The sequence below is a fragment of the Nocardia sp. NPDC088792 genome, assembly GCF_044750615.1.
Taxonomy (GTDB): Bacteria; Actinomycetota; Actinomycetes; order Mycobacteriales; family Mycobacteriaceae; genus Nocardia.
On sequence record NZ_JBIVKC010000001.1, the window covers coordinates 513160 to 538453 of the forward strand.

Consider the following 25294-nt stretch of genomic DNA (forward strand, 5'->3'; position numbering starts at 1 on the left):
GGGTCTCGGCTAGTCCGCCAGGCGGCGGACGGCGGCGGGGAGGTCGCGGGTGCGGCGGTACGGGCCCGCGACTGCCACGCCGAAGGGGCGGGACAACAGGGTTGCGGCGATCTTCGAGACCTCGTCGGTGGTGACTTCGTCTATGCGAGCGAGGGTTTCGGAGACGCTGCGGTGATTGCCGTAGCTGAGTTCGCTGCGGCCGATGCGGTTCATGCGGGAGCCGGAATCCTCCAGGCCGAGGACCAGGCCGCCGCGGAGTGAGCCCTTGGCTCGGGCGCATTCGGCGTCGGTGATGCCGTCGGCGGCCACCTCTTCCAGTACGCCGCGCGCCAGATCCGCTACCCGCCCGAGGTTTTCGGGCTGGCAGCCGATGTAGAGCGAGAAGGCGCCGGTGTCGGCGAAGGTGTCGACGCTGGAGTACACCGAGTAGGCCAGGCCGCGCTCCTCCCGGATGCGCTGGAACAGGCGGGAACTCAGGCCGCCGCCCAGCACGGTATTGAGTACCGACAGCGGCCAGCGCTTCTGACCTTCGTGCCGGCCGAAGGCGCGGGTGCCGAAGACCAGGTGGGCCTGTTCGCTGTCGCGGTGGATGCGCAGCAGTTCGGGATTGCTGCGCGGCCGGAACTTGCCCTCCCGCCGCGGGGCGGGATCCAGGCCGGGTTGCAGGCGATCCTTGAAGGCCCGGTAGACGAGTTCGACCGTGTGATCGTGCTCGATATTGCCGGCCACCGCGACCACCATGCGGTCGGGCCGGTAGCGGCGTTGATGGAACGAGCGCAGCTGCGCGGTCTGCATGCCTTCGATGGATTCGATGCTGCCGATCACCGGCCGGCCGATCGGATGATCGCCGAACAGCGCGGTGAGGAAGGCGTCACCGACCATGTCCTCGGGATCGTCGTCGCGCATGGAGATCTCCTCCAGCACCACTTGACGTTCCACCGACACGTCCTCCATGCGGCACAGCCCATTGAGCACCACATCCGAGACCAGGTCCACCGCCAGCGGCAGATCCTCGTCCAAAACGTGTGCGTAGTAGCAGGTCTGCTCCTTGGCCGTGAACGCGTTCAGCTCACCGCCGACCGCGTCCATGGCCTGCGCGATATCCAGGGCCGAGCGCGAGGGCGTCGCCTTGAACAGCAGATGTTCGAGGAAATGCGCGGCGCCGGCCACGCTCGGGCCTTCGTCGCGCGACCCGACCCCGACCCATACGCCGATGGAGGCCGAACGCACACCGGGCACATGCTCGGTCACGACCCGTAGACCGCCGGGCAGCACGGTCTTTCGCACGCCGGTATCGGAAACCGTCGAATCGGCTTGGGCCAGGGTCAGAGCAGAGCCCCCCTGCTCCAGATTCCGGAGCAAGGGGGCGCTGTCGGTCGCAGCGCGCGGGGTGCTCGAGGCACCCTTGCGCGCCGCGGACTTCTTCGTCGTCACAGACAAATAATTACTCGGCCACAGCCTCGACCGCAGCAGAGGACTCGGAGTTGTCCGAATCCTCGTCGATCGGGACGAGGGAGATCTTGCCGCGGTTGTCGATATCGGCGATCTCGACGCGGATCTTGTCGCCCACATTGACGACATCCTCGACCTTGGCGACGCGCTTGCCGTTGCCCAGCTTCGAGATGTGCACCAGACCGTCGCGACCCGGCAGCAGCGAGACGAACGCACCGAAGGCGGTGGTCTTCACGACCGTGCCCAGGAAGCGCTCGCCGACCTTCGGCAGCTGCGGGTTCGCAATGGCGTTGATCAAATCGATCGCCGCCTGCGCCGACGGGCCGTCGGTCGCGCCGACGAACACGGTGCCGTCATCCTCGATGGAGATGTTGGCGCCGGTGTCCTCGGTGATCTGGTTGATGACCTTGCCCTTGGGTCCGATCACCTCGCCGATCTTGTCGACCGGGATCTTGATGGCCGTGACGCGCGGGGCGTACGGGCTCATCTCGTCCGGGGTGTTGATGGCCTCGGCCATGACATCCAGGATGGTGTCGCGGGCATCCTTGGCCTGGTTCAGCGCACCGGCGAGAACCTGCGACGGGATGCCGTCCAGCTTGGTGTCGAGCTGCAGCGCGGTCACGAACTCGCGGGTACCGGCCACCTTGAAGTCCATGTCGCCGAAGGCATCCTCGGCGCCCAGGATGTCGGTGAGGGCCACGTAGCGGACCTCGTCCTCACCCTTGTCGTTCTTGATGGTGTCGGACACCAGGCCCATGGCGATACCGGCGACCGGAGCCTTCAGCGGCACACCGGCGTTCAGCAGCGACAGGGTCGAGGCGCAGACCGAACCCATCGAGGTGGAACCGTTGGAGCTCAACGCCTCCGACACCTGACGGATGGCGTAAGGGAACTCCTCCTGCGACGGCAGCACCGGCATCAGGGCCCGCTCGGCGAGCGCGCCGTGGCCGATCTCGCGGCGCTTGGGCGAACCCACGCGACCGGTCTCACCGGTGGAGAACGGCGGGAAGTTGTAGTGGTGCATGTAGCGCTTGGACTTCTCCGGGCCGAGCGAGTCGACCTGCTGCGCCATCTTCACCATGTCCAGGGTGGTGACACCCAGGATCTGGGTCTCGCCACGCTCGAAGAGCGCGGAACCGTGGGCGCGCGGGACCACGGCGACCTCGGCCGACAGCGCACGGATGTCCGCCAGGCCACGGCCGTCGATGCGGAAGCCGTCGGTCAGGATGCGCTGGCGCACAAGCTTCTTGGTGACCGAGCGGAACGCCGCGCCGATCTCCTTCTCGCGGCCCGCGAAGGTCTCGGCCAGCTCGGACAGCACGTCGAGCTTGATCTCGTCGATCTTCTCTTCGCGCTCGTGCTTGCCGGCGATGGACAGCGCCTCGTTCAGCTCACGCTTCGAGGTGCCCTCGACGGCCTGGTAGACGTCCTGCTCGTAGGGCAGGAAGACCGGGAACTCGGCGGTCTCCTTGGCGGCCTTCTCGGCCAGGTCCGCCTGCGCCTTGCACAGCCGGGCGATGAACGGCTTGGCGGCCTCGAGGCCTTGCGCCACAACGATTTCCGTCGGCGCGGCCGCACCGTCGGCGATCAGGGCGAGCACATTGTCGGTGGCCTCGGCCTCGACCATCATGATGGCGACGTCACCCTCGACCACGCGACCGGCGACGACCATGTCGAACACGGCCTTCTCCAGCTGCTCCACGGTCGGGAACGCGACCCACTGACCCTCGATCAGCGCGACGCGCACACCGCCGACCGGGCCGGAGAACGGCAGACCGGCGAGCTGGGTGGACGCCGACGCGGCATTGATGGCGACCACGTCGTACAGATCCTTCGGATCCAGCGACATGACGGTGACGACGACCTGGATCTCATTGCGCAGACCGTCGACGAAGGACGGGCGCAGCGGCCGGTCGATCAGGCGGCAGGTCAGGATCGCGTCGGTGGAGGGGCGGCCCTCACGACGGAAGAACGAACCCGGGATACGGCCCGCGGCGTACATGCGCTCTTCGACGTCGACCGTCAGCGGGAAGAAATCGAACTGGTCCTTGGGCGACTTGCCGGCGGTGGTGGCCGACAGCAGCATGGTCTCGTCGTCCAGGTAGGCGACCACGGAACCCGCGGCCTGCTTGGCCAGGCGGCCGGTCTCGAAGCGGACGGTGCGGGTGCCGTAGCTGCCGTTGTCGATCAGCGCGACGGACTCGAAGATTCCGGGCTCTACCTCGGTGGCGGAACTGGTCACAGTGTCTGACATTGTTGTTATCTCAACCTCTCGTCTTTGCCGGATCCAGCGCTCGTTCTGCGCGATCCAGCGGTGCCGTACCCGGCATGGGCATGCGGCGGCCCTCGTGGCCACTACACGGGCACCCGGCCCGACCCCCTTGGATCAGGCGACGCGGAGGCGGTCATCGATCGAAGCCTCCGGGACCGGTTCCTCTTTACGCCCCGAAAAGCCACTACCGAAGACCGACGCCACGCGACGGGTACATACGGCTTGCGTTGGCATGCACACGGCGGCTTCTCGCGGATTTCGCCACATGCACGAAAGGCCAACGAGGAGATTCTATGCCTCCCCGCTGGCCGGTTCGTCAACTACCTCGGGTAGCTGTGTTGTGTCGCAAAGGCGGCGACACGCGTGTCGCACCTCGGCTGGCCGAGGATACGTACAGGATCAGCGACGCAGGCCGAGCCGCTCGATCAGCGAACGGTAACGCTCGATGTCGTTGCTGGCCAGGTACTTCGAGAGGCGCTTGCGGCGACCGATCAGCGCCATCAGACCGTGGCGCGTGTGGTGGTCGTGCTTGTGCTTCTTGAGGTGCTCGGTGATGTCGGCGATCCGCTTCGACAGCATCGCGATCTGGGCCTCCGGGGAACCGGTGTCCGTCTCGTGCAGGCCGTACTCGGCGAGGATCGTCTTCTTCTGCTCGGTGGTCAGAGCCACTTATTTCACTCCTGTGTTTCAGTCCGCGCTCTAGGTCGGAATCCCGGGGGATTTCGTGGGCGCCACCGCGGACCGCAGCAAACCCAGCGGGCCAGTTTACACGTCGGCCGAGGTCAGAACTTTTCGGGCCTGATCCACGTCGCGGCCGATGGCCTCCACGAGATCTTCGATCGAGTCGAATCTGCGCATGCCGCGCAACTGTTCGACGAAATCGACCGCCACGTGCTTGTCGTAGAGGTCGCCGTCGAAATCGAGAATGTGCGGCTCGACCGTGCGATTACGGCCGTCGAAGGTCGGATTCGTGCCGACCGAGATCGCCGCCATGCGGGGCTCGGCGGCCGGATCGTCAAGGTCGGTGAACCAGCCCGCGTAGACGCCGTCGGCGGGGACGGCCGCGTACATGGTCGGGGCCACATTCGCGGTCGGGAAGCCGAGCCCCTTGCCGCGGCCGTCACCGTGCACGACCACGCCCTCGATGCGATGCGGGCGGCCCAGCGCCTCCGCGGCGGCCGCCACATCACCGGCGGCCAGGCAGGAACGGATGTAAGTAGAGGAGAAGGTGACCGCGTGCTCGCCGAGCAGTTGCACGCCGTCCACGTCGAAGCCGTAGCGGCGGCCCAGCTCCCGCATGGTGTCGACGGTGCCGGCGGCCTGCTTGCCGAAGGTGAAGTTGTCACCCACCACCACCTCGGCCACATGCAGGCGGTTCACCAGCAGTTCCTCGACGTACTCGTCGGGGGTGAGCTTCATGAAATCCTTGGTGAACGGCATCACCAGGAACACGTCGATACCGAGTTCCGCGACCAGTTCCGCGCGCCGATCCAGGGTGGACAGCTGCGCGGGATGCGCACCGGGCCGGACCACGTCCAGCGGGTGCGGGTCGAAAGTCATGAGCACCGACGGAACGCCCCGCACCGCAGCGGATTTCACCGCACGACTGATGAGCTGCGCATGTCCGCGATGCACGCCGTCGAACACACCGATCGTGAGCACGCACCGGCCCCACTCCGCGGGCATCTCATCGAGACTTCGCCATCTCTGCACACCGGAAGCCTACGCAAAGCGCGTCACAGACAATATTCGGCGGTGCGGATCTTGCCGCTCCGAAGCACGCTCTTCATCACCTGTTCGCCCATCCGTATCCCGCCGCCACCCGCGAGCGAAGGCCCTCCGTGCTCGGGGTTTCCCCGCGGGCGGGAGCGTGCGCGCCGATGTGGGAAACGGGCGCAGGTGTGCCTAAGCTCGGGTACGTGCCCGGAAAACGAGACATCGCCACGCGCCGCGAGCTGGCCGATACCTCCGCACCTGTCGAACCGGACCGGCAGGCCGCCGCCACCTCCGCGGCCCGCGTGACCACCGCCGCTCCCGTGCTGTCGTCGGTGGCCCAGGACTACCTGAAAGTGATCTGGACCGCTCAGGAATGGTCGCCGGAGAAGGTGTCGACCAAGCTGTTGGCCGAGAAGATCGGCGTCTCCGCGTCCACCGTGTCCGAGGCCGTCCGCAAGCTCGCCGACCAGGGACTGGTCGAGCACGCCCGCTACGGGGCCATCACCCTCACCGAGGACGGGCGCCGCGCCGCCATCGCCATGGTGCGGCGGCATCGGCTCATCGAGACCTTCCTCGTCAGCGAGCTCGGCTACGGCTGGGACGAGGTGCACGACGAGGCGGAGATCCTCGAGCACGCCGTCTCCGAAACACTCATGGATCGCATCGACGCCAAACTCGGCCACCCGGACCGGGATCCGCACGGCGACCCCATCCCGTCCGTGGACGGCGCGGTGCCCACTCCCCCGGCACGGCAGCTCAGTGATTTCAAGGACGGCGAATCCGGGCGGGTGGCACGGATTTCCGACTCCGATCCGGCCATGCTGCGCTACTTCGATTCGCTCGGAATCAATTTGGATACGCCGATCGCCATCGTGGAGCGGCGCGACTTCGCGGGCAGCATCGCGGTGCTCGTCGACGAACGCACCATCGACCTCGGCAGCATTGCCGCCGAGGCCATCTGGCTCAGCGACCCGCAATAGCGGCGATCTCGTCGGCGAAGGCGGAGTACAGCTCGCGCGGCAGGTGGTGGCCCATGCCCGCCACGATCAGCAGCTTCGCCTCCGGAATCGCGTCGGCCGTGGCCCGGCCGCCGCTGCTGTCGATCATGAGGTCATCGGCGCCGTGGATCACCAGGGTCGGAACATCCAGCTTCCGCAGCGACTGCGTGCGATCGGCCGGATTCGAGGCCAGCACCGCCACGAACTGGCGCATCATGCCGTCCGGGTCGTAGCCGCGGTCATAGGACAGCCCGGCCCGGGCGATCACCGCGGCCTCGTCGAATTCGTAACCGGGCGAGCGCAATCGGCGCGTGTTTTGCAACTGCCAGGCGATATAGCCGTCTCGATCGTCCGGCACGGCGCCGCCGCCACCCAATGCGCCCGGGGCGGGCCGTCCCACCGCGGGATCGCCCGTGGTGCTCGAAATCGAGGTGAGCGACAGCACGCGCTCGGGATATTCGATGGCGATGGTCTGCGCGATCATCCCGCCCATCGACATGCCCACCAGATGCGCGCCATCGATACCGAGCGCGTCCAGCAGGCCGATGGTGTCGGCCGCCAGATCGGAGAGGTTGTAGGTGGCCTGGGAAAGATCCCCGCCCAGGGCCGCCCTGATATCCGGCGCCGGCGCCTCCGACATATGCGTCGAACGCCCCGCGTCCCGATTGTCGAAGCGGATCACCTGCAACCCGCGCGCCGCCAATTCCGTGCAGAACTCCGCCGGCCAATTGATCAGCTGTGCACCCGCACCCATGATCAGCACCACCGCCGGATTCCCAGGGTCACCGAATCGCTCGTAGGCGATATCGATTCCGGACGGCCCGACCTGCCCGGCCAGCTGCTCGGTCATCATTCCCCTTCCCTATGCCCAGTTCAGCGATTATGAACGCGCACCGGGGCCTTGCGGCAAGACCCCCCGCGCGATATACGTTGAAATGGGAGAGGGAATTCAGACCAGCCGATGCCCACCGTCCACATGCACGACGGTGCCGGTGATGAAGCGGTTCCGCAGTAGCGAAAGCACCGCCTGCGCAATATCTTCCGGCATTCCGAGGCGACCGGCGGGCAGCCGCTCGGCCATCGTCCGCAACCGCTCCTCCTTGTCGTCCCAGCCCAGCTTGTCCCAGATTCCAGTGCACACCCAGCCCGGTGACACCGCATTCACCCGGGTCGGCGCCAGTTCGATCGCCAGCGCCCGCGCCAGCCCTTCCAGGGCCGCATTCACGGTCGCCACCATTGCCCCGCCGGCGGCCGGCCGATAGGCGGCGATGCCGGACGTGAAGACGAGCGATCCGCCCGCGACGATCTGCGCATGCTTGGCCAGCAGCATGGAGCCGATGAGCTTCGTCTCGACGAAACCGCTGCCGGCCTCGAAGTCGAATTCCTTTATGGGCCCGTAGGTCCCGGTGGTATCGCCCGCCGTGGTGATCACGTGATCGACCTCGCCTACGCTCTCGAAGACTCGTGCCACCTGCGCCTCATCCCCGATATCCGCGGCGAGGGCGTTCACCTTGCCCGCGCCCAGCTCTCGCACCGCATCCGCCAGTCGCTGCTCCGACCGGCCGACAATGGTCACTTCGCTGCCCGCGGCGAGCAGCGCGTCGGCAATCGCCTGCCCCATTCCGGAGCCGCCGCCCACCACCACGGCGCGTCCGGTCTTCACCTGAATTTCGTTCTGCGTCATTCCATTCAGCAAACCCGCGGCCGCTGACCCCGTCCACGACGCGCTGCCGAACGCGCATGAGGCGGCGGCTAACGATCCAGCTCAGTCCGGTGCGAGCCGTAATCCTCCGGACAGCGCATCGGTCACCGTGTGCAGCACCGGGTTCCGGGCGGTGGCTCGCCAAGCGGCGATGTAGGTGATGATCACCGGTCGCGGCAGCAGGGGGCGCCAGACCAGGCCGGGCACCTCGCCGGTGCGAATGGAGCCGAGACCCACGGCATCCGGCCGCAGCGGGAGCAGGGTGAGCATCTGGGCGTGGCTCAGGGCGGTGGCGCTGAGGCTGACCGTCGCGCCGCGCTCGCGGAGTTGCGACAGCATCGAATCGTGCACCTCCGGGGCGGAACCGCGCGGGAACATGATCAGTTCGCGGCCGGCGAGATTCGCGGGAGCGATGGCCTCCTGAGCCGCCAGGTCACTGTCGCGGGACATGACTATCCCGAGTTCCTCATCGGCAATCGGCGCATAGGACAGGTTTTCGGGCAGGCGGACCGGTTTGCGGAGGATCGCCAGGTCCACATCCTCGCGATCGAGGAGGCGCACCTGATCGGCGGAGGGACCGCCGGTGAGGATGATCCGCGCCGCCGGCTGACGTGACTTCAGCAGGGCCTCGATGCGACTCGGGAGCCAAGGGGGCGCGCCGTTCACGACACCCAGCCGGAAAACGGCACTGTCCGGCTGCGCCACCGCCCGGGTGTCACGAAGGGCATTGTCGGCGGCATCGAGAATGTCGCGGGACGCCTTCAGCAGTACCTCACCGGCCGCGGTCAATTCGACGCCCTGCGCCCCGCGGATCAGGAGCGGCCCGCCGACCTCACGCTCGATGGACCGGATCTGCTGGCTCAGCGTCGGCGTCGAAATGAACAACCGCTCCGCCGCGCGCCGGAAATGCAGCTCCTCCGCTACCGCCACGAAGTACCGCAACTGCCGCAATTCCACCCTCGCACTCTAGGCCGCGGGACCGGCCTCTACAGCCGCCCCGGCCATGGGGACGTTCAGGGGAGTGGCAGCGCTGGGCCGCGCCTACAGATTCGCGGGCCGGACCACCATGACCGAGGCGGCGCGCTTGCCACTCTCCTTCAGGAGCGCGACGGCATGCCCCTGCGGATCGATCGCGGCGTAGACGCCCGGGATGCCGACCGGGTCCAGCCAGCGGCCGTTGCGGAGATCACCGGCTTGCGCGTCGGTGATGTCTCGCACCGGGAAGGCGGTGCGGACCGCCGCGTCGATGTCCAGGCTGAGCAGATCCTCGTCGGCCTCGGCGGCTGCGGCGAGCTGCTCCAGGGTACGGGCATGTTCGAGGGTGAAAGGGCCGACGCGGGTGCGGCGCAGCGCGGTGAGATGGCCGCCGACGCCGAGCTTTTCACCGAGGTCGCGGGCCAGGGCGCGAATGTAGGTGCCGGAGGAGCACTCCACGTCGACATCCAGATCCACGAATTGCGTTCCGTCCGAGTCGATATCGCGGCGAGCGAGAATATCGAAGCGGCTCACCGTGACGGGCCGGGCGGCCAGTTCCACCTCCTCGCCGGCGCGAGCGCGAGCGTAGGCGCGTTCACCGTTGACCTTGATGGCGCTCACCGTGGCCGGCACCTGCTGAATGTCGCCGGTCAATTCGGCTACGGCAGCGGCGATCTCGGCATCGGTGAGGTGTCCGGCCGCCGTGGTGGCGGTCACCTCGCCCTCGGCATCATCGGTGATGGTGGACTGCCCCAGCCGAATGGTCGCGGTGTACGCCTTGGTGGTCAGGATGAGCTGACCGAGCAGCTTGGTGGCGCGTTCCACGCCCAGCACCAGCACACCGGTGGCCATCGGGTCGAGCGTGCCCGCATGCCCGACCTTCTTGGTACGCAACAGCCCTCGCCCCTTGGCAACCACATCATGACTGGTCCACCCACCGTCCTTGTCGACGATGACCAGCCCCCCGAACGCATCCACCCGCGGCGGCAACTTCTCCCGCACCGGCTTCCGCCCGCGCCCCGGCTGCTGTTCGCGAGCCGGCTTGGGTTCGCGGGCCGGCTTGGGTTCGCGGGCCGGCTGTTGTTCACTCGCCGCCTGTTGTTCGCGGGCGGGCTGCTGCTCGCGCGCCTCGTGCTGTTCACGGGCGGCCTCCTGTTCACGGGCGGCCTCCTGCTCGCGGACGGCCTCCTGTTCGCGCACCTGGTTGCCGCTCATCAGCTCGTCACGATCGCGGTGAGGATGAGGCCGTCGGTGATGCGCCAGCGGCCGTCGAAGGAGGTGAGGGGGGTGCCGCCGTCGGTGGTGTTGCCGGGGATGAGGAGGTCGCTGTGGAAGGTGCCCGCGCCGCCGGCCGACTGCTCGTCGACGGTGAAGGTGATATGGGCGTCCTCGAAGCCGAGCCAGCGGCCGGTCAGGGGCCGCCACGCCTTGTAGGTGGCTTCCTTCGCGCAGAAGAGCAGGCGGTCCAGGTGCAGTCCGGTGCCGGGCAGCGCGGCCGCCAGCCAGTCGCGTTCGGACGGCAGGCTCACCGACTCCAGGACGCCGTCGGGGAGCTGGGCGTGCGGTTCGGCGTCGATGCCGATGGAACGGAAGCGGAGCTTGTGTGCGAGTACGGCCGCCTTGTAGCCGTCGCAGTGGGTGAGGCTGCCCACGATGCCGCGCGGCCACACCGGGCCGCCGTCCTCGGCCTTGCCGATAGGAACCTCGGGTTCGCCGAGTTGCGCGAGCGCCTGCCGGGCGCAGTAGCGCGCGCCGATGAAATCGCGCCGCCGCTTCTCGACCGCGCGGGAGATCAGATGTTCTTCGGCCGGATGTGCTTGTAAGCCCTCCGGATACACCGTCAGTTCGGCGGCGGCGACACCGCCGGGAAGGATGCTGCCGATCAAATGCGCTGACCCCGTAGCCGATCGTGCCGACTCCGTGGCCGCGACTGCCCGCTCCTCGATGACCGCCTCCTCCTCGCGCGAATCCTGCCGGTTCGAGCCTACCGGCCGGTGAGAGCGGTCCGGACCGCGCCGCTACCCGGCCCTTGACTTCAGGTCGGCCTGAAGTCGGACGCTGGCCGCAGGAACCAGAAAGGACCCGCCATGACCACCTTCGGAGCCAAGCGCAGCAGGCATTTCGACGCGACGCAGAGCCGCCGGTACGAGAGCATCGCCACCCGCCTGAACCAGGGCCTCTACCGGCGCATCGCCGCCGATATCGACGACCTGGCCGCAACGGGTGCGACCGTGCTCGATGCCGGCGCCGGACCGGGCCTGCTGCTCGAGCACATCGCGCGCCGGCGGCCGGACCTGTGCCTGCACGGAATCGACCTGTCCCCGCACATGATCGAACTCGCCGAACACCGGATGCTCGCCCATCCGGTGGAGCTGACGGTCGGGGATGTGACCGCACTCCCCTACCCGGACAACGCCTTCGACATCGTGCTGTCCAGTCTCAGCCTGCACGAATGGACCGATGTGCCCGCAGCACTGGACGAACTACAGCGAGTACTGCGCCCGGGCGGGCGGCTGGCCGTCTACGACTTCCGCTTCGTGCGCACCGGTCACGCCCTGGCCGTCCTGCGCATATCCTCCGACGACGCGCATCGCGAAAGCATCCGTCTCCCAGGGCATCCGATCGGATTGTTCGTCCGGCTGGTGAACTGGGCGGCATGAACCGCCGAGCGGCCTAGAGTTCGACTATGCCGGGCACAGACATGGGCACCGGACGGGTCACCGAGCTGACCATCGGGGAAGTGGCGGGCCGGTTCGGGCTCGCCACCCACGTGCTGCGGCACTGGGAGGATGTCGGGTTGCTGCAGCCGCGGCGCGATTCGGCGGGGCGGCGGCGTTTCCGCGAGGCCGATGTGGAGGCGGTGGCCATCATCCTGGCGGGCCGCGGTGTCGGCCTGTCACTGCAGGACCTGCGGGAGCTGTTCGCTCGCGCGTCGGATCGCGCGACCCGGCAGCGGCTGCTGCAGGGGCACTGCGCCCGGTTGCGTGAGCGTATCGCTCGCGCACAAGCGGCATTGGCGACCGTCGAGCACGCCATGGAATGTCAGGCGGAGGACTTCCGGACCTGCCCGCACTTCCGCACGAAGGTCGCGGAGACGGTCCGGCTGACGGCGGAGTCGCACTGACGGCAGGCTGCCGCGCACCGGCCGCAGCCCGTATCCCACTGCCGGGGCGGGCCGCGAAAGTGGGCTGACGCGGGGCTTTCTCGTTCACGCTGCGGACGAACCGGTCAGTTGCTAGGATTTTGCCCAGTTCATCACCACACGCAGTCCGGCGAGGCTCGCGGTGTCCCCGGGACCCGCGCGGCAAGGAGGCGAAGGTATGACAGTCGAACCGTCGACCGGGCGCGCGGGCGCGAAACCGGCCGAATTCATCGGCCCCGGCCGCATCATGGCCACCCTGCGCGTCAACGGCCACGACCACTACGCGGTCCTCGAACCCCGCACCAGCCTGCTCGACGCCCTGCGCGAACACCTCCACCTCACCGGCACCAAGAAGGGCTGCGACCAAGGCGGCTGCGGCGCCTGCACCGTCTGGGTCGACAATCGGCGCGTCCTCGCCTGCCTCACCCTCGCCCTGGCCTGCGAAGGCCGCGACATCACCACCATCGAAGGCGTCGCCGACGGCGACACCCTGCACCCGGTCCAGCAGGCCTTCCTCGACGCCGACGGATTCCAGTGCGGCTACTGCACTCCCGGCCAGATCATGTCGGCCGTCAAATGCATCGAAGAGGGCCACGCCGAAACCGAAACCGAGATCGCCGAATGGATGAGCGGCAATATCTGCCGCTGCGCCGCCTACCAGAACATTCGCGAGGCGGTACTGCAGGCCCGCGACGCCATGCGCGCGGCGGACGGGAGCCGGCCGTGAAACCCATCGCCTACGCCCGCCCCACCACCCTCGAACAGGCCGTCCACACCGTAACCGCAAGGCCCCGAACCGTTTTCCTGGCCGGCGGCACCACCCTCGTCGACATGCTGCGCATCGGCGCCATGGAACCCGACAATGTCGTCGACATCACCTGGCTGCCCCTCGGCGGACTCGAACACACACCCGGTGGCGGACTGCGCATCGGCGCGCTCGCCAAGATGAGCGAGGTCGCCGCCGAACCCGGTGTGCGGGAACGCTATCCGTTCCTCTCCGTAGCACTGTGGAAAGGCGCGTCCGCGCAACTGCGGAACATGGCGACCATGGGCGGCAATCTCATGCAGAAAGTGCGCTGCGCCTACTTCCGCGAACCCGGAACCGCCTGCAACAAACGCGAACCCGGCTCCGGCTGCGCGGCCCTGGACGGCATCCACCGCGGGCACGCGATACTCGGCACCAGCCCGCAATGCTTCGCCACCCACCCCTCGGACGTGGCGATCCCCCTGGTGGCCCTCGACGCCACCGTCACCGTGTGGGGGCCGCGCGGGGAACGCACCATCGGCTTCGACGACTTCTTCCTACTGCCCGGCGAGACACCACACCTCGAACATCCGATCGCCGACGACGAACTGATCACGCGCATCGACGTACCGCCGCTGCCGTTCGCCAGGAATTCGCACTATCTGAAGGTGCGGGACCGGGAATCCTACGAATTCGCCCTCACCTCCGCCGCGGTGGCCATGAACGTCGCCGACGGCACCGTGGTCGACGTGCGCATCGGGCTCGGCGGCGTGGCCACCAAACCATGGCGGGCGCGCACCGCCGAAAGCCTGCTCATCGGCAAGTCCGCGACCCCCGCCGGCTTCGCGAAGGCCGCGGCCGCCGAATTGGAAGCCGCCGACACCTCGCACCCGATGAACGCCTTCAAGGCCCGACTGGCCCAGCGCACCCTGGTGCGCGCCTTGGAAGCCGTACGGCCACAGGTGAATCCGCTGGACGGCACGCGATGACCGCCACCGCCGCGGGCCCGCTGATCGGACGCGGGTTCGACCGCGTCGACGGGCGCGCGAAGGTGACCGGAAAAGCGCACTACACCGCGGAGATCCCGCTGCCCGGCATCGCGCACGCGGTTCTGGTCGGCGCCCGGATCGGCAGCGGCACAGTGCGTTCCATCGACACCTCCCTGGCCATGGCGGCCGGTGCGGTCGCGGTGTACACCCACGAGAACCTGCCCAAGGTCGCCACCGTGCCGCCGGTGTTCCCGTCCGGATTCGGCGGCATCGCGCCCGGGCAGACGTTCTTTCCCATGCAGGACAATGTCATTCACTATCACGGTCAGCCCATCGCCGTGGTGCTGGCGGACACCTTCGAAACCGCCCAGCACGCCGCGGAATTGGTGACCGCGGAATATGACCGGGTGGACGCATTGGTCCGCCTCGACGACGGCCGGGACGTGCAATATCAGCCCGAGAAGGTGTTCTGCGGGCTGGTGCCCGCGATCCAATCACGCGGTGACTTCGAGGCGGCGGCACGGGTCGCGACCCATTCCGTCGACGCCACTTACCATTTCGCCGCCAACCACCACAATCCCATCGAATGCTCGGCCACCGCCGCGGTATGGGACGGCGACCAGGTCACCGTCTACGACGCCACCCAGGGCGTCAGCGCCACCCAGGCCACCGTCGCCGCCTACCTCGGCATCTCGCCCGGAAACGTGCGGGTGGTGGCGCATTTCGTGGGCGGCGGCTTCGGTGGCAAGGCCATGATCTGGCCGCATGTCACGCTCGCGCCCATGATCGCGCGGGAGCTGGGGCGGCCGGTGAAGGTGGTGCTCACCCGCGAGCAGATGTTCCACGGCACCGGACTGCGTGAAGAACAGGAACAACGCATCACGCTGGTCTGCGACGACCAGGGCATCTTCACCGGGCTCCGGCACCACAAGCTCTCCGTCACTTCACCTTTCGACGACTTCGCGGAGGTATCGCTGGGTGTCGCGGGGCAGGCGTATGCCATCCCCAACTGGGACGGGCAGTATCGGCTGATCCACGGCAACACCATGACGCCGACCTTCATGCGCGGGCCCGGCGAAGCCTCCGGCATGCTCGCCATGGAATGCGCCGTCGACGAACTCGCCACCGACATCGGTGTGGACCCGGTGGAATTGCGGCTGCGCAATCACGCCGCCATCGATCCGGAGAGCGGACATCCGTGGAGTTCGGACGGTTACGCCGAATGCGTCCGGGTGGCCGCCGAACGCTTCGGCTGGTCGGCCGCCGACCACCGGGCCGGGCCGCGCACGGACGGGAATTGGCTGATCGGCCAGGGCATGAGCACCGCCGGGTACCCGGTGTACCTGCCCGGCCAGCCGCAGCGCGCGCACGCGCGGCTGCTGGCCGACGGCTCCCTGACCGTGCAGGCCGGCACCCAGGACTTCGGCACCGGCGTCGCCACCACCATGGCGCAGGTTGCCGGTGATGCGCTCGGCATCGAATTCGACCGCATCCGAGTCGATATCGGCGACAGCGACTACCCGAACATCGCCGCCGCGGTCGGCTCGATGGGCGCGGGCAATGTCAGCGCCGCCGTCCACACCGCCTGCACCGACCTGCGCACCCAGCTGATCGCATTGGCGACCGGAGACCCGGAATCGCCGCTGCACGATCGCATCGTGCAGGAGATCGAATGCCGTGCCGGGCGCATGCGGGTGCGCTCCAATCCCGCTGTCGGAGAAACCTATTCGGCCCTCCTCGCCCGGCACCATCTCACCGACCTCGAAACCATCGGCACCTGGTTCCCGCCGAGCGGCGACGCCCCCTACGGCAGGATCAGCTTCGGCGCCCAATTCGCCGAGGTGGCAGTCGATCCCGAACTCGGACTGGTGCGCGTGCGCCGCATGGTCGGCGCCTACGCCCCCGGCCGCGTCCTGAACGCCAAACTCGCGCGCAGCCAGATCCTCGGCGGCATGAACTGGGGCCTCTCCCAAGCCCTCATGGAGGCCACCCTCCCCGATGTCCGCAACGGCGCCTGGGCCAACTCCTCCCTGCTCGAATACCTCCTCCCGGTCAACGCCGACGCCCCCGCCGTGGACATCACCTTCGTAGCGGTAACCGACGCGGTAGTGAATCCCCTCGGCGTCAAGGGCCTCGGCGAAATCGGCATGGTCGGCGCCTCCGCCGCAATCATCAACGCCATCCGCCACGCCACCGGCAAACCCATCCGCGAAATCCCGGTGCGGATAGAACACCTGATCTGAGCCCCGAAGCTGTTGTCCGCCACCCTCAGTGGTGGATCGGGCCGTCCGTTTCCGCGAGGGGGCGGGCGGAGGCGCCGCCGGCCTCCGCGATGATCTGTGCCGCGATGGATACCGCGGTCTGGTCCGGGGTGTGGGCGTTGAGGTCCAGGCCGATCGGGCTGCGCAGGCGGCTGATTCGGCCGGGCGGCACACCGGCGTCGAGGAGGCGCTGCCTGCGGTCGGTGTCGGTGCGGCGGGAGCCCAGGGCGCCGATGAAGGCGAGCGGTTCGATAGCCAAGGCGGCGGCCAGCATCGGGACATCGAACTTGGTGTCGTGGGTGAGCGCGCACACCACGGTGCGGGCGTCGATGCGGCCGCGCTCGTGCTCGCGGCGCAGATAGCGGTGCGGCCACTCCACCACCACCTCGTGCGCCGCCGGGAAACGCGCCGGGGTGGTGAAGGTTTCGCGCGCGTCCACCACGGTGACCCGATACCCGAGCTGCACCCCGAGCCGGCTGAGGGCGCGCACGAAATCATTCGCTCCGGCCAGGATCATGCGCGCGGGCGGACCGAAGCTGTGCACGAACGCCCGGCGCGGGGAGCCGGCGCCCAGGCATTCGTGGAGGCCGACGACCCCGGAACCGCCGGCACGCGCCAACTGCAGCGCGTCCCGGCCGATAACCGGTGCGGCGGTATCCGTGGCCACCGCGGCAGCCCCTGTCGCCGACGCAGTAGGCCCTGTCGCACGCGCGGCAGTACCGATCACCGGCGGGATTGCCGCGGCGGGATCGATGAGCTGCCATTCGGGGCTCTCGTCGAGGGTCGTGACGAGCGCGACGGGCCGGCCCGAGAGAATGTCGCGTTCCAGCGTCTCCAACTGCGGTACTCGCTCCGGTTCGATCCGCTCGATGAAGATCTCCATCTCACCGCCGCAGCTGAGTCCGACGGTGAAGCCCTCGTCGTCCGTGAGCCCGAACTGCTCGAGCACCGCCACCCCGCCGAGCAGTACGCAGTCCGCCGAATCGAGCACCGCGGCCTCGACGCATCCGCCCGACAGCGATCCGATGACCTCGCCGTCCGCGGTGACGAGCATGGCCGCCCCGACGGCGCGCGGTCCGGCGCCGGTCACGCCGACCACGCGGGCCAGCACTACCGGGCCCGTTCGTCCCCGCTCGATGACCTGACGCAAGACGTCACGCATGCCCCCATCATCACAGTGAACCGACCGGTCTGCACGTATCACGCGGCCGACCACGCCGGACCCGATCTCAAAGTTGGACCAATGAACAATTAAGGCCGCCATTCACAGCTTGGACAAAACACCCAAGTAGCTGCTCAGTGAATGGTTAGAACTTCCAGTGAGCCCACCCGGCAGCACGATTCGCTGATCTAGTGTTGGCCCCGCAAGTCGAGGCGTGCGAAAGCACCGAATGGAAAGGCCCCAAGTGAAATCTAGGATTGCCGGAACGATGTTCATCGCCGCGGCGGCGGGCGCACTCATCGTCGGCCCCATGGTCGGGACCGCGAGCGCCACCGACATCACGCCGGCGCTTCAGGACACCGGCTCGGCAGGCGGCCCCGGCCCCGGCCAGGACCAAGGCCAGGGCGGTGACTGGGGCGGATACAACCGTCCGGGCTGGACCGACCCGGGCGACCCGTACCACAGCGACTGGCACTGCGACCGCCACGGCAACTGGCACAACGACGAGCACGACCAGTGGGGTCACCACGACGATCGCTGCCGCAACTGGTAATTCACCCCGAGCCGAATACGATTCCGGCACAAGCTGAATCAATGGCTCGATAAACGGTGAATATCGGCCGCCGGGAATTCGATGCACGCATTCGAATATCCCGGCGGTTCCGTGCGATCAGGCGAGACCGCGGCGCTTTTCGATCTGCTCGCGCATCTTCTCGGCGGCAGCACGCATTTCGGGCGTGACCTTGAAATGGCCGCCCCACTCGTTGAGAGTGTCGCCGTAGTCGGGCGTCGGCAGGATCTGGCGCAGCAGCTTGTCCGGGAGCCCGCGCCGCTGCCATTCCCGCGGATAACCGAGGGAGACCTCTTCGAAGCGCACCTCGTCGTGCCAGCTGGTCCGCGGAATGTGCAGGTGGCCGTAGACGACACACACCGTGTTGTAGAGCAGATGCCAGTCGGCGGTCAGCTCGGTGCCACACCACAACGCGAATTCCGGGTACCACATCATGTCGACCGGCGCGCGCAACAGCGGCCAATGGTTGATCAGCACCACCGGAGTACCGGACTCCAGCGCATCCAGCCGCCGCATCGAGTACTTCACCCGGGCATGACACCAGGCGTCACGGGTGAGATACGGCTCGGCGGACAGCAGGAATTCGTCCGTGGCCACCACATTGCGCTCACGCGCGATGGCCAGGCCCTCGGCCTTGGTGGTCGCGCCCGCCGGCAGCCACGAATAGTCGTAGAGCATGAACAGGGGCGCGAGCGTGACCGCGCCGCCGTACTCCTGCGCGCCGTCACCCGTCCACACCGGGAACGGATCCTCGGGCGTGAGTACATCCAGGTCACGGCAGATCGACACCAGGTAGTCGTAACGCGACGCACCGTGCATCTGCACGGGATCCTTTGCGGTGGTCCACAATTCGTGATTTCCCGGCACCCAGATCACCTTGGCGAAACGGCCCCGCAAGGTCTCCAGCGCCCACCGGATGTCATCGGTCTTCTCACCGACATCACCGGCCAGGATCAGCCAGTCCTCCGGTGAGTCCGGCCGAATGGCTTCCACCACCGGCTTGTTGCCCTGATGACCGACATGAATGTCGCTCACCGCCATCAACTTCGGAATCACCCAGCTCCGCCTCTCTGCTCACAACCGGTCCACGCCAGCAACGACCGCGGCCCCCACCAGATTCCCACGCCCGCCCCGAACCGTGCGTTCCGGGCTCGATCGGTGCCTCGCCGGCCCGGTCCGACCGGCACCGCGAACTCAGCCGATCCAGCGAATCCGCGCGTCGGGAGCGAAACCGGCGGCCACGATGAGAATGCCCGTCGGATCCCGCCGGCACGAGGCGATGGCCAGGTGACAGGGCCGCGGGATCTCCACGGGAATCCGCACGCCACCGTCGATCTGATAGCGGGTATTGGTGATCTTCCAGCGCCGCGCCCGCGGATCGTCCGGATCGGTGGGCGGCGCATCCACCCGCGCCACCACCATCACCTCGGTGATCCCGGTGGGCCACTGGAAGATCAGCAGCCCGGACCGCACGGCCAGCCCACGCACCGTCGGCAACCCGCGCAATGCCGCATCCGGCGCGACCGCCACCTCCCGGCGCGTCTCCCCATCCGAACGACGCATCTCCGACGCGAGCCCCGACAGCGAAGCGACCACCCCGTACACCGGCGTGGGCCCGCCACCCGCGCCCCCGTCCTCCAGCGCCGTCCCGCGCGTACGCCCGACCACCCGCCACGACCCGTCCGGCTGCAACCGCGTGACCCGGTACTCCACCTCGTCCACCGCGGACGGCGACCACGTGATCACCACCGTCCCATCGGGTTTCCGCGCGGCGGTCACCTGCGCCGGCGCCTCCACCCGCATCCCCGCCAAGGCCGTCACCGCCGCCGGATGATCCGCACACACCTCGAGCACCGCCCGCAGCGCCCGCGTCCGCGCGGCAGGCGGCCCCGCGGGCACCGTCGCGAACTCCCGATCCGCCGCGTGCACCGCCGCCCGCCCCTGCCCCGCCAACTGCTCCAGCCCCCACCCGCTCCCGTCCGGATCCGGCACATCCGAGGCGTGCTGCCGCAAATGATCCAAATGCTCCAGCCCCGCCACGAACCGCTTCCCCACGAACGCCGCATGCACCGCCCGCCACCGCGACCCCGCCTCCGCCAGCACCCGATCCACCTCATCCCCCACCGACCGCACCGCCGCCGCCCCCGCTCCGTCCTCCCCCAACCGCCGCCGCGCCTCCGCCACCCGCTGCGCCGCCTCCCGCGGATGCCCACCCCGCAACGCCGCCCGCGCCGCCCGCAACGGCGCCTCCCAGGTCCGAGGGGGCGCCCCGCCCCCACCCACAAACCCCGGCGGCACCACAAACCCTTGCGGCACACCGGCCCCCGACAGCGCCTCACCTCCCGGTGGCACCCCAAACCCCTGCGGCGCACCGGCCCCAGGCGGCACCTCGCCTCCCGGCACCCCAAACCCCTGCGGCGCTCCACCTCCCGTCTGCGCCGCACCACCCGGCGGCACGGGAAGTCCCGGCGGCGGCTGAGACGGCCGCCGACGCCGCGACGAATCCACCTCGGGCACAGCAGCATCCGCAGCCCTGCCGGCCGACTCACGCCCCGGCAACACGGCTCCGGCGTCCATCGGCCAGGCGTCCGCCGAGCGTGTCGCTGCGTCGTCGCGGAGATCGCGGTCCTGCGCATCGCCAGGACCGGAGCCCGCCGTGCCGGTAGGAGCCGTCGAGGCCGCCGGTGGAAGCGGCACCGAGTCACCCGTGGCGGGGCCGACTTCGCCCGGCGAATCGTCTCCTCGTGCAGTGGAATCTGCGGTAGTGGCCGGGGGTTTGCGCCTGTTTTCGCGGCCTTCGATGGTGGTGCCGAGTTCGTCGGTGAGGGTGTGGAGGACTTGTTCGGCGGTGGGGCGGTCCAGGCCGGCGGTGACGGCCAGACGTAGGAGGTAGTCGAAATCGGGGGCTACCAGGCGGTCTTCGACCAGGACGGCGGCGCGGACCTGGGGGCGGAGGAGGGTGGTTACATCTTCGGTTACCGCTCGGAGGTAGGCGTCGACTGTCGGGGGGCCGGGCTCCAGGAGGTCGCTGATGTGGATGAGGAGTTCGTCCAGGACTACTCGGATGCGGCCGGGTGCGAGTTCGCGGGCGCGGGCGCGAAGGGCGTTGGCGCGGAGGCGGATTTCGGGGGTGCGATGGGCTTTGGCGTAGTCCAGGCCGAGCAGCGCGAGCAGGGTGGGGTACGGCTCACCGGCGTGCAGGCGCTCGTATTCGGCCAGGAGGGTACGGATCTGGTGCCGGCGCTGGTCGCTCACGGCGGGGGCGGGCGGGGCGTCGTCGAGGAGGGGGTGGCGGTTCAGGCGGGTGTGGACTTCGGCGGGGGTGAGGCCGCCGAGTTTGCCGATGTCCTCCAGGCCGGGGAGTTTGGCGGCGGGGATGCCGCCGTGCCGCTGCACGAGTCGTTCGATTGCGGTATCGAGCATTTCGTAGCGCTCGGCGTCGCGGCGGGCGCGCAGGCGACGCACGCGATCGGCTTCGACTCGGCGCGCGGCCGCGCCGTGCAGGGGTGCGGACAAGGTGCGGTGGGCGTCGACGAGCAGTCCCACCAGCACCCGGTATTTCGGGTGATCACGCTGCTTCTGCCAGAACGCCCACACCGCATCGATGCGCGCGGCGACCTCGGCGTCGGTGAGCTGCTCGGCCGCATCGAGGGGAATGTCGTACAGCTCGAAGGCATCCGACTGGTCGAGGCCGCCCCGCCGCTCCACTGCGGCCAGCACTCGTTTGCGGTAATCGTTGGGATCGAAGGCGTGCATGGGTTCTCGCTCGGCCGGACCTCGGTCACGCCGGACGGCGGCGGGTGCGCTGCAGCTGATCCAGCTCGCGCGCCACATCCGATTGCGACAGCGTCGCGCCGGTCTGCACGGACAGGGTCAGCGGCATATCCGCGTCCACGTGATAGGCCGTCACGTGCAGCACCCCGTCGAACCCCATCTCGAAACTCACCCGCACCTCACTGCCGGCCGGATAGCCGGGCGGAATATCGCGAATACTGCCCTCCACCAGCACCTTCGAATCCTCCGGGCGCGTCGAGGCCGCCTGCCCCTGCTGTTCCACGATGGTCAACTCGATCTGATCCTGATCCGCGCGCACCGTCCCGTAGGAGCGCCGCACCCGGATGGGCAGGGTCTGATTGCGATGCACCAGCCAGCTCGCCGCCAGCCCATTGAACGGATCCAGCGCGAGCACCCCGAATCCGCGCGACACCACCGTGTCCACCTGGATCTCGATCATGCGCCGCACCAGCCCGACCGGCTGCCCGAACGATTCGGCGACCCGCACCAGCGACGCCTCCAGCTCACGCGGATCGGCGTCCGCCAGTTCGGCGCCGGCGGATAGTCGCCCGCGGGTCACCAGATCGGCGGCCACCAGCCGCTCCATCTCCAGCTTCTCGCCGTACAGGGCGGCGCCGCGCGCCACCGACAGATCCGGATCGTGTAGTTCGCCGATCAGCCCGAATTCCTTCAGTAACTGCTCGGCCACCATGGGCATACGGGACGAACCACCGACCAGCAGCAGGCGATCCACGTGCCGCACCCCGCGCTGCCCGGCCGCGGCGATCACCGCCTTGGTCAGGTCGACGGTCCGGCGTAGCAGTGAAGAGGTGAGCAACTCCAGTTCGGCGCGGGTCAGCGTGATCACCGATCGCACCCCGTCGTGCGCGACCACCACCTCCGTGCTCGCGGCCGTGGTCAGATCTCGTTTGGCCTGTTCGGCGGCCAGCACCACCAACTGTGAGCCCACCGAATCATCCAGTGGGTCTTCGGCATCCGGATGATCGGCGCAGAACCGCTGGGACAGGTGCAGGGCGATGCGTTCGTCCCAATCCGCGCCGCCGAGCTGATGATCGCCCTCCACGGCCAGCACCGAGATGCGGCGATCCGCCAGTTCGATCACGGTGGCGTCGAAGGTGCCGCCGCCCAGGTCGTAGACGAGTACGGTCTCGCGGGCGGCGATCTCACCGGTGTCGATGCTGCCGTCCAGCCGCCCGAAACCGTAGGCCAGGGCCGCGGCGATCGGCTCCGAAAGCACGCCTGCCACATCGAATCCCGCATACATACCGGCCTGTATGGTGGCGCGCCGCTCCTCGTCACCGAAATAGGCGGGCACGGTGATCACCACCCGCTCCACGGGTTCACCGCCACCGAATTCGGCATCCCCGGCCAGACTGCCCAGGATGAGCGCCGACACCGCGGGCGCCGACCACTGCTGCCCGTGCGCGGCGAACCGCCATTCCGCATCCCCCATGCGGCGTTTCACCAGGGTGCACACGTGCTCCGGGTCGAGCCGGGCCTGCCGGCGCGCGCCCTCGCCGACGACGTGGTCCTGCGCGGAGGCGAACAGCACCACCGAGGGCACGGTCGGCGCACCGTTCATACCGATCAGTACTTCAGGGCGTCCATTTGCGTCGATTCGTGCAATTGCCGAATTCGTTGTGCCCAGGTCGATTCCGTAGACCCCCATGGCCGCGATGTTAGCAGTCGGCACCGACCACCGGGTTTATCGTTCACCCATGACCGAACCATCCGCAGTGGACCAGCCTGCCGATACGCCGCTCCGCGACGGAGTAGATACGCCGCTCCGCGACGGTGTAGACCGGATCACCGAGCGCATCGACGATCTGGCTCGGGTGGTCGCCCGGCAAGCGGCAACCATCGAACGACTAGCGGACGAGTCCAGGGCCCGCGCCCGCATCGAACAGGCCGAGGCCGACGCGCCCCTGATCCGGGACCTGTTCGCCCTGCACGGCCTGGCGCAGACCTTCTCCTCCACCACCGAATCCGATCCGGATCGGCAGGGTTTCGAGGCCCTGGCCCGGCGCGTGGAGCGCATGCTGGCCGAACGCGGAGGGCAGCTGGTCACCCCCTTCCGCGGCGCGGCCTTCGACGCCCTCACCATGGAGGCCGCCGAGCTGACCGATACCGATGATCCGGCGGCGGACCGGACCGTGGAGTCGGTGATCCAGCCGGGCCTGACCATCGGTGAGCGGTCCATCAGACCCGCCAAAGTCGTTGTCCGCCGGTACCGCAGACCATTGGGCAAGAACTCGGTCTTGTCGGATTAAGCGTTTGTGCTTAACCTCTGTGATGGTGCGCTGATTTTCGACTCCGGAGGACGGCAGTGACAGCAACGAATTCGACCCCGAAATATCGCACGATCGATGTCGGCGAACCCATTACCCGGTTCGCCCGCGGCTGGCACTGCCTCGGCCTCGCCGAGACCTTCCGGGACGGGCAACCACACTCCGTCAACGCCTTCGGCACCAAACTGGTGATCTGGGCCGACAGCAACGGCGAACTCCAGGCCCTGGACGGCTACTGCCGGCACATGGGCGCCGACCTCGGCTACGGCACCGTCAAGGGCGACGAGATCGCCTGCCCCTTCCATGATTGGCGCTGGAACGGTAACGGTCGTTGCGCCGCAATCCCGTACGCGCGCCGGGTACCGCCGCTGGCCCGCACCCGCTCCTGGATCACCTGTGAGGAGAACGGGCAGTTCTTCGTCTACAACGACCCCGAGGGCAATCCGCCGCCGCCCGAGGTCGCCATCCCGCACATCGACGGCATCGATACCGACCGGTGGAGCGACTGGGACTGGAATTCACTGCTCATCGAGGGCGCGCACTGCCGCGAAATCATCGACAACAACGTCGATATGGCGCACTTCTTCTATATCCACTTCGCGTACCCGGTGTACTTCAAGAACGTTTTCGAAGGGCACGTCGCCACCCAGTATCTGCACTCCAAGGGCCGGCCGGACGTGCACGCCAAATCCAACTATTCGACCGAAATGTCGCTGCTGCGTTCGGAGGCCAGCTATTTCGGGCCCTCCTACATGATCAACTACCTGCACAACGACTTCGGTGAGCACACCGTGGAAGTGGCGCTCATCAACTGCCACTACCCGGTCACGCAGAACTCGTTCATGCTGCAGTGGGGCGTCAGCGTGCAGCGCATCGACGGGCTGCCGCCGGAGAAGTCCGGCAAACTGGCCAAGGCGTTCGGCAAGAGCTTCGGCGTCGGTTTTCTGCAGGACGTCGAGATCTGGAAACACAAGACGCGCATCGACAATCCGCTGCTCACCAAGGAGGACGGGCCCGTCTACCAGCACCGCCGCTGGTACGAGCAGTTCTATGTGGACGTCGCCGACATCACCCCGGAGATGACCGCCCGCTTCGAATACGAGGTGGACACCACCCACGCCAATGAGAACTGGCAGGCCGAAGTCGCGGAGAACCTGGAGCGGATCGCCACGGAAAAGGCGGTGGCGGAAAGCAATTAGACCGCCTACCGGTCACCCTCGAGCGCC

Annotated in this window: 22 protein-coding genes; 9 read left to right on the forward strand and 13 right to left on the reverse strand. The window is 68.2% G+C overall.

What is annotated here, in order from left to right:
- Window positions 1-9: 9 nt before the first annotated feature.
- From ACIP5Y_RS02565 to ACIP5Y_RS02580, 4 genes are all read right to left on the reverse strand, one after another.
- A complete protein-coding gene (locus tag ACIP5Y_RS02565; protein ID WP_400349074.1) occupies window positions 10-1329 on the reverse strand; it encodes a M16 family metallopeptidase in 1320 nt (439 codons plus the stop codon).
- A 115-nt stretch (window positions 1330-1444) separates the two neighbouring features.
- Window positions 1445-3706, reverse strand: coding sequence for a polyribonucleotide nucleotidyltransferase (locus tag ACIP5Y_RS02570; protein ID WP_400346929.1), 2262 nt, complete (start codon window positions 3704-3706; stop codon window positions 1445-1447).
- Window positions 3707-4123: 417 nt separating this feature from the next.
- Complete coding sequence (gene rpsO / locus ACIP5Y_RS02575) at window positions 4124-4393, reverse strand: 30S ribosomal protein S15 (RefSeq protein WP_397010685.1); 270 nt, start codon at window positions 4391-4393, stop codon at window positions 4124-4126.
- Window positions 4394-4489: 96 nt separating this feature from the next.
- On the reverse strand, window positions 4490-5437 hold the full coding sequence (locus tag ACIP5Y_RS02580) for a bifunctional riboflavin kinase/FAD synthetase (RefSeq protein WP_400346932.1): 948 nt from the start codon (window positions 5435-5437) through the stop codon (window positions 4490-4492).
- 188 nt (window positions 5438-5625) lie between these two features.
- Between ACIP5Y_RS02580 and ACIP5Y_RS02585 the strand changes: the two genes are divergently transcribed.
- Window positions 5626-6420 (forward strand): metal-dependent transcriptional regulator, encoded by a 795-nt coding sequence (locus ACIP5Y_RS02585; protein ID WP_400346934.1) that lies wholly within the window; start codon window positions 5626-5628, stop codon window positions 6418-6420.
- Here the strand turns inward: ACIP5Y_RS02585 and ACIP5Y_RS02590 are convergent.
- From ACIP5Y_RS02590 to npt, 5 genes are all read right to left on the reverse strand, one after another.
- Entirely contained in the window at window positions 6404-7291 is an 888-nt protein-coding gene (locus ACIP5Y_RS02590) for an alpha/beta fold hydrolase (protein WP_400346936.1), read from the reverse strand. The two genes, ACIP5Y_RS02585 and ACIP5Y_RS02590, sit on opposite strands and share 17 nt — an antisense overlap.
- Before the next feature lie 96 nt (window positions 7292-7387).
- Window positions 7388-8122, reverse strand: a complete 735-nt coding sequence (locus ACIP5Y_RS02595) for an SDR family oxidoreductase (RefSeq protein WP_400346937.1) — start codon at window positions 8120-8122, stop codon at window positions 7388-7390.
- Window positions 8123-8203: 81 nt separating this feature from the next.
- Window positions 8204-9097: a LysR family transcriptional regulator gene (locus tag ACIP5Y_RS02600; protein WP_400346939.1), complete on the reverse strand. Its 894-nt coding sequence runs from the start codon at window positions 9095-9097 to the stop codon at window positions 8204-8206.
- Between the two features lie 84 nt (window positions 9098-9181).
- The gene (gene truB / locus ACIP5Y_RS02605; protein ID WP_400346941.1) at window positions 9182-10330 is read right to left on the reverse strand and encodes a tRNA pseudouridine(55) synthase TruB; all 1149 of its coding nucleotides are present in this window, start codon (window positions 10328-10330) and stop codon (window positions 9182-9184) included.
- Window positions 10330-11001 (reverse strand): 4'-phosphopantetheinyl transferase Npt, encoded by a 672-nt coding sequence (gene npt / locus ACIP5Y_RS02610; RefSeq protein WP_400346942.1) that lies wholly within the window; start codon window positions 10999-11001, stop codon window positions 10330-10332. Before npt ends, truB begins: the two co-directional genes overlap by 1 nt.
- A gap of 201 nt (window positions 11002-11202) precedes the next feature.
- Here npt and ACIP5Y_RS02615 point away from each other — a divergent pair, with 201 nt between their 5' ends.
- The 5 genes from ACIP5Y_RS02615 to ACIP5Y_RS02635 all read left to right on the forward strand — a co-directional run bounded on the left by ACIP5Y_RS02615 (window position 11203) and on the right by ACIP5Y_RS02635 (window position 16234).
- Window positions 11203-11775, forward strand: coding sequence for a class I SAM-dependent methyltransferase (locus tag ACIP5Y_RS02615; protein WP_400346944.1), 573 nt, complete (start codon window positions 11203-11205; stop codon window positions 11773-11775).
- Window positions 11776-11801: 26 nt separating this feature from the next.
- On the forward strand, window positions 11802-12239 hold the full coding sequence (locus ACIP5Y_RS02620) for a MerR family transcriptional regulator (RefSeq protein ID WP_400346946.1): 438 nt from the start codon (window positions 11802-11804) through the stop codon (window positions 12237-12239).
- A 196-nt stretch (window positions 12240-12435) separates the two neighbouring features.
- Window positions 12436-12984, forward strand: coding sequence for a (2Fe-2S)-binding protein (locus tag ACIP5Y_RS02625; protein ID WP_400346948.1), 549 nt, complete (start codon window positions 12436-12438; stop codon window positions 12982-12984).
- Window positions 12981-13991, forward strand: a complete 1011-nt coding sequence (locus ACIP5Y_RS02630; RefSeq protein WP_400346950.1) for an FAD binding domain-containing protein — start codon at window positions 12981-12983, stop codon at window positions 13989-13991. Before ACIP5Y_RS02625 ends, ACIP5Y_RS02630 begins: the two co-directional genes overlap by 4 nt.
- Window positions 13988-16234: a xanthine dehydrogenase family protein molybdopterin-binding subunit gene (locus tag ACIP5Y_RS02635; RefSeq protein WP_400346952.1), complete on the forward strand. Its 2247-nt coding sequence runs from the start codon at window positions 13988-13990 to the stop codon at window positions 16232-16234. Before ACIP5Y_RS02630 ends, ACIP5Y_RS02635 begins: the two co-directional genes overlap by 4 nt.
- Window positions 16235-16259: 25 nt before the next feature.
- Here the strand turns inward: ACIP5Y_RS02635 and ACIP5Y_RS02640 are convergent, their stop codons facing one another.
- A complete protein-coding gene (locus ACIP5Y_RS02640) occupies window positions 16260-17414 on the reverse strand; it encodes an XdhC family protein (RefSeq protein WP_400346953.1) in 1155 nt (384 codons plus the stop codon).
- Between the two features lie 244 nt (window positions 17415-17658).
- Here ACIP5Y_RS02640 and ACIP5Y_RS02645 point away from each other — a divergent pair, with 244 nt between their 5' ends.
- Window positions 17659-17967: a hypothetical protein gene (locus ACIP5Y_RS02645; protein WP_400346955.1), complete on the forward strand. Its 309-nt coding sequence runs from the start codon at window positions 17659-17661 to the stop codon at window positions 17965-17967.
- Between the two features lie 117 nt (window positions 17968-18084).
- Here ACIP5Y_RS02645 and ACIP5Y_RS02650 read toward each other — a convergent pair whose 3' ends face one another.
- From ACIP5Y_RS02650 to ACIP5Y_RS02660, 3 genes are all read right to left on the reverse strand, one after another.
- On the reverse strand, window positions 18085-19041 hold the full coding sequence (locus ACIP5Y_RS02650; protein ID WP_400346957.1) for a metallophosphoesterase family protein: 957 nt from the start codon (window positions 19039-19041) through the stop codon (window positions 18085-18087).
- A gap of 138 nt (window positions 19042-19179) precedes the next feature.
- The gene (locus ACIP5Y_RS02655) at window positions 19180-21741 is read right to left on the reverse strand and encodes a hypothetical protein (RefSeq protein WP_400346959.1); all 2562 of its coding nucleotides are present in this window, start codon (window positions 21739-21741) and stop codon (window positions 19180-19182) included.
- A 25-nt stretch (window positions 21742-21766) separates the two neighbouring features.
- The gene (locus tag ACIP5Y_RS02660; RefSeq protein ID WP_400346961.1) at window positions 21767-23449 is read right to left on the reverse strand and encodes an Hsp70 family protein; all 1683 of its coding nucleotides are present in this window, start codon (window positions 23447-23449) and stop codon (window positions 21767-21769) included.
- A 49-nt stretch (window positions 23450-23498) separates the two neighbouring features.
- On the opposite strand from ACIP5Y_RS02660, the gene grpE reads away from it, so the two are divergent.
- Window positions 23499-24050, forward strand: a complete 552-nt coding sequence (gene grpE, locus ACIP5Y_RS02665) for a nucleotide exchange factor GrpE (RefSeq protein ID WP_400346963.1) — start codon at window positions 23499-23501, stop codon at window positions 24048-24050.
- Window positions 24051-24106: 56 nt separating this feature from the next.
- Complete coding sequence (locus ACIP5Y_RS02670; protein ID WP_400346965.1) at window positions 24107-25267, forward strand: Rieske 2Fe-2S domain-containing protein; 1161 nt, start codon at window positions 24107-24109, stop codon at window positions 25265-25267.
- Window positions 25268-25294 lie beyond the last annotated feature (27 nt).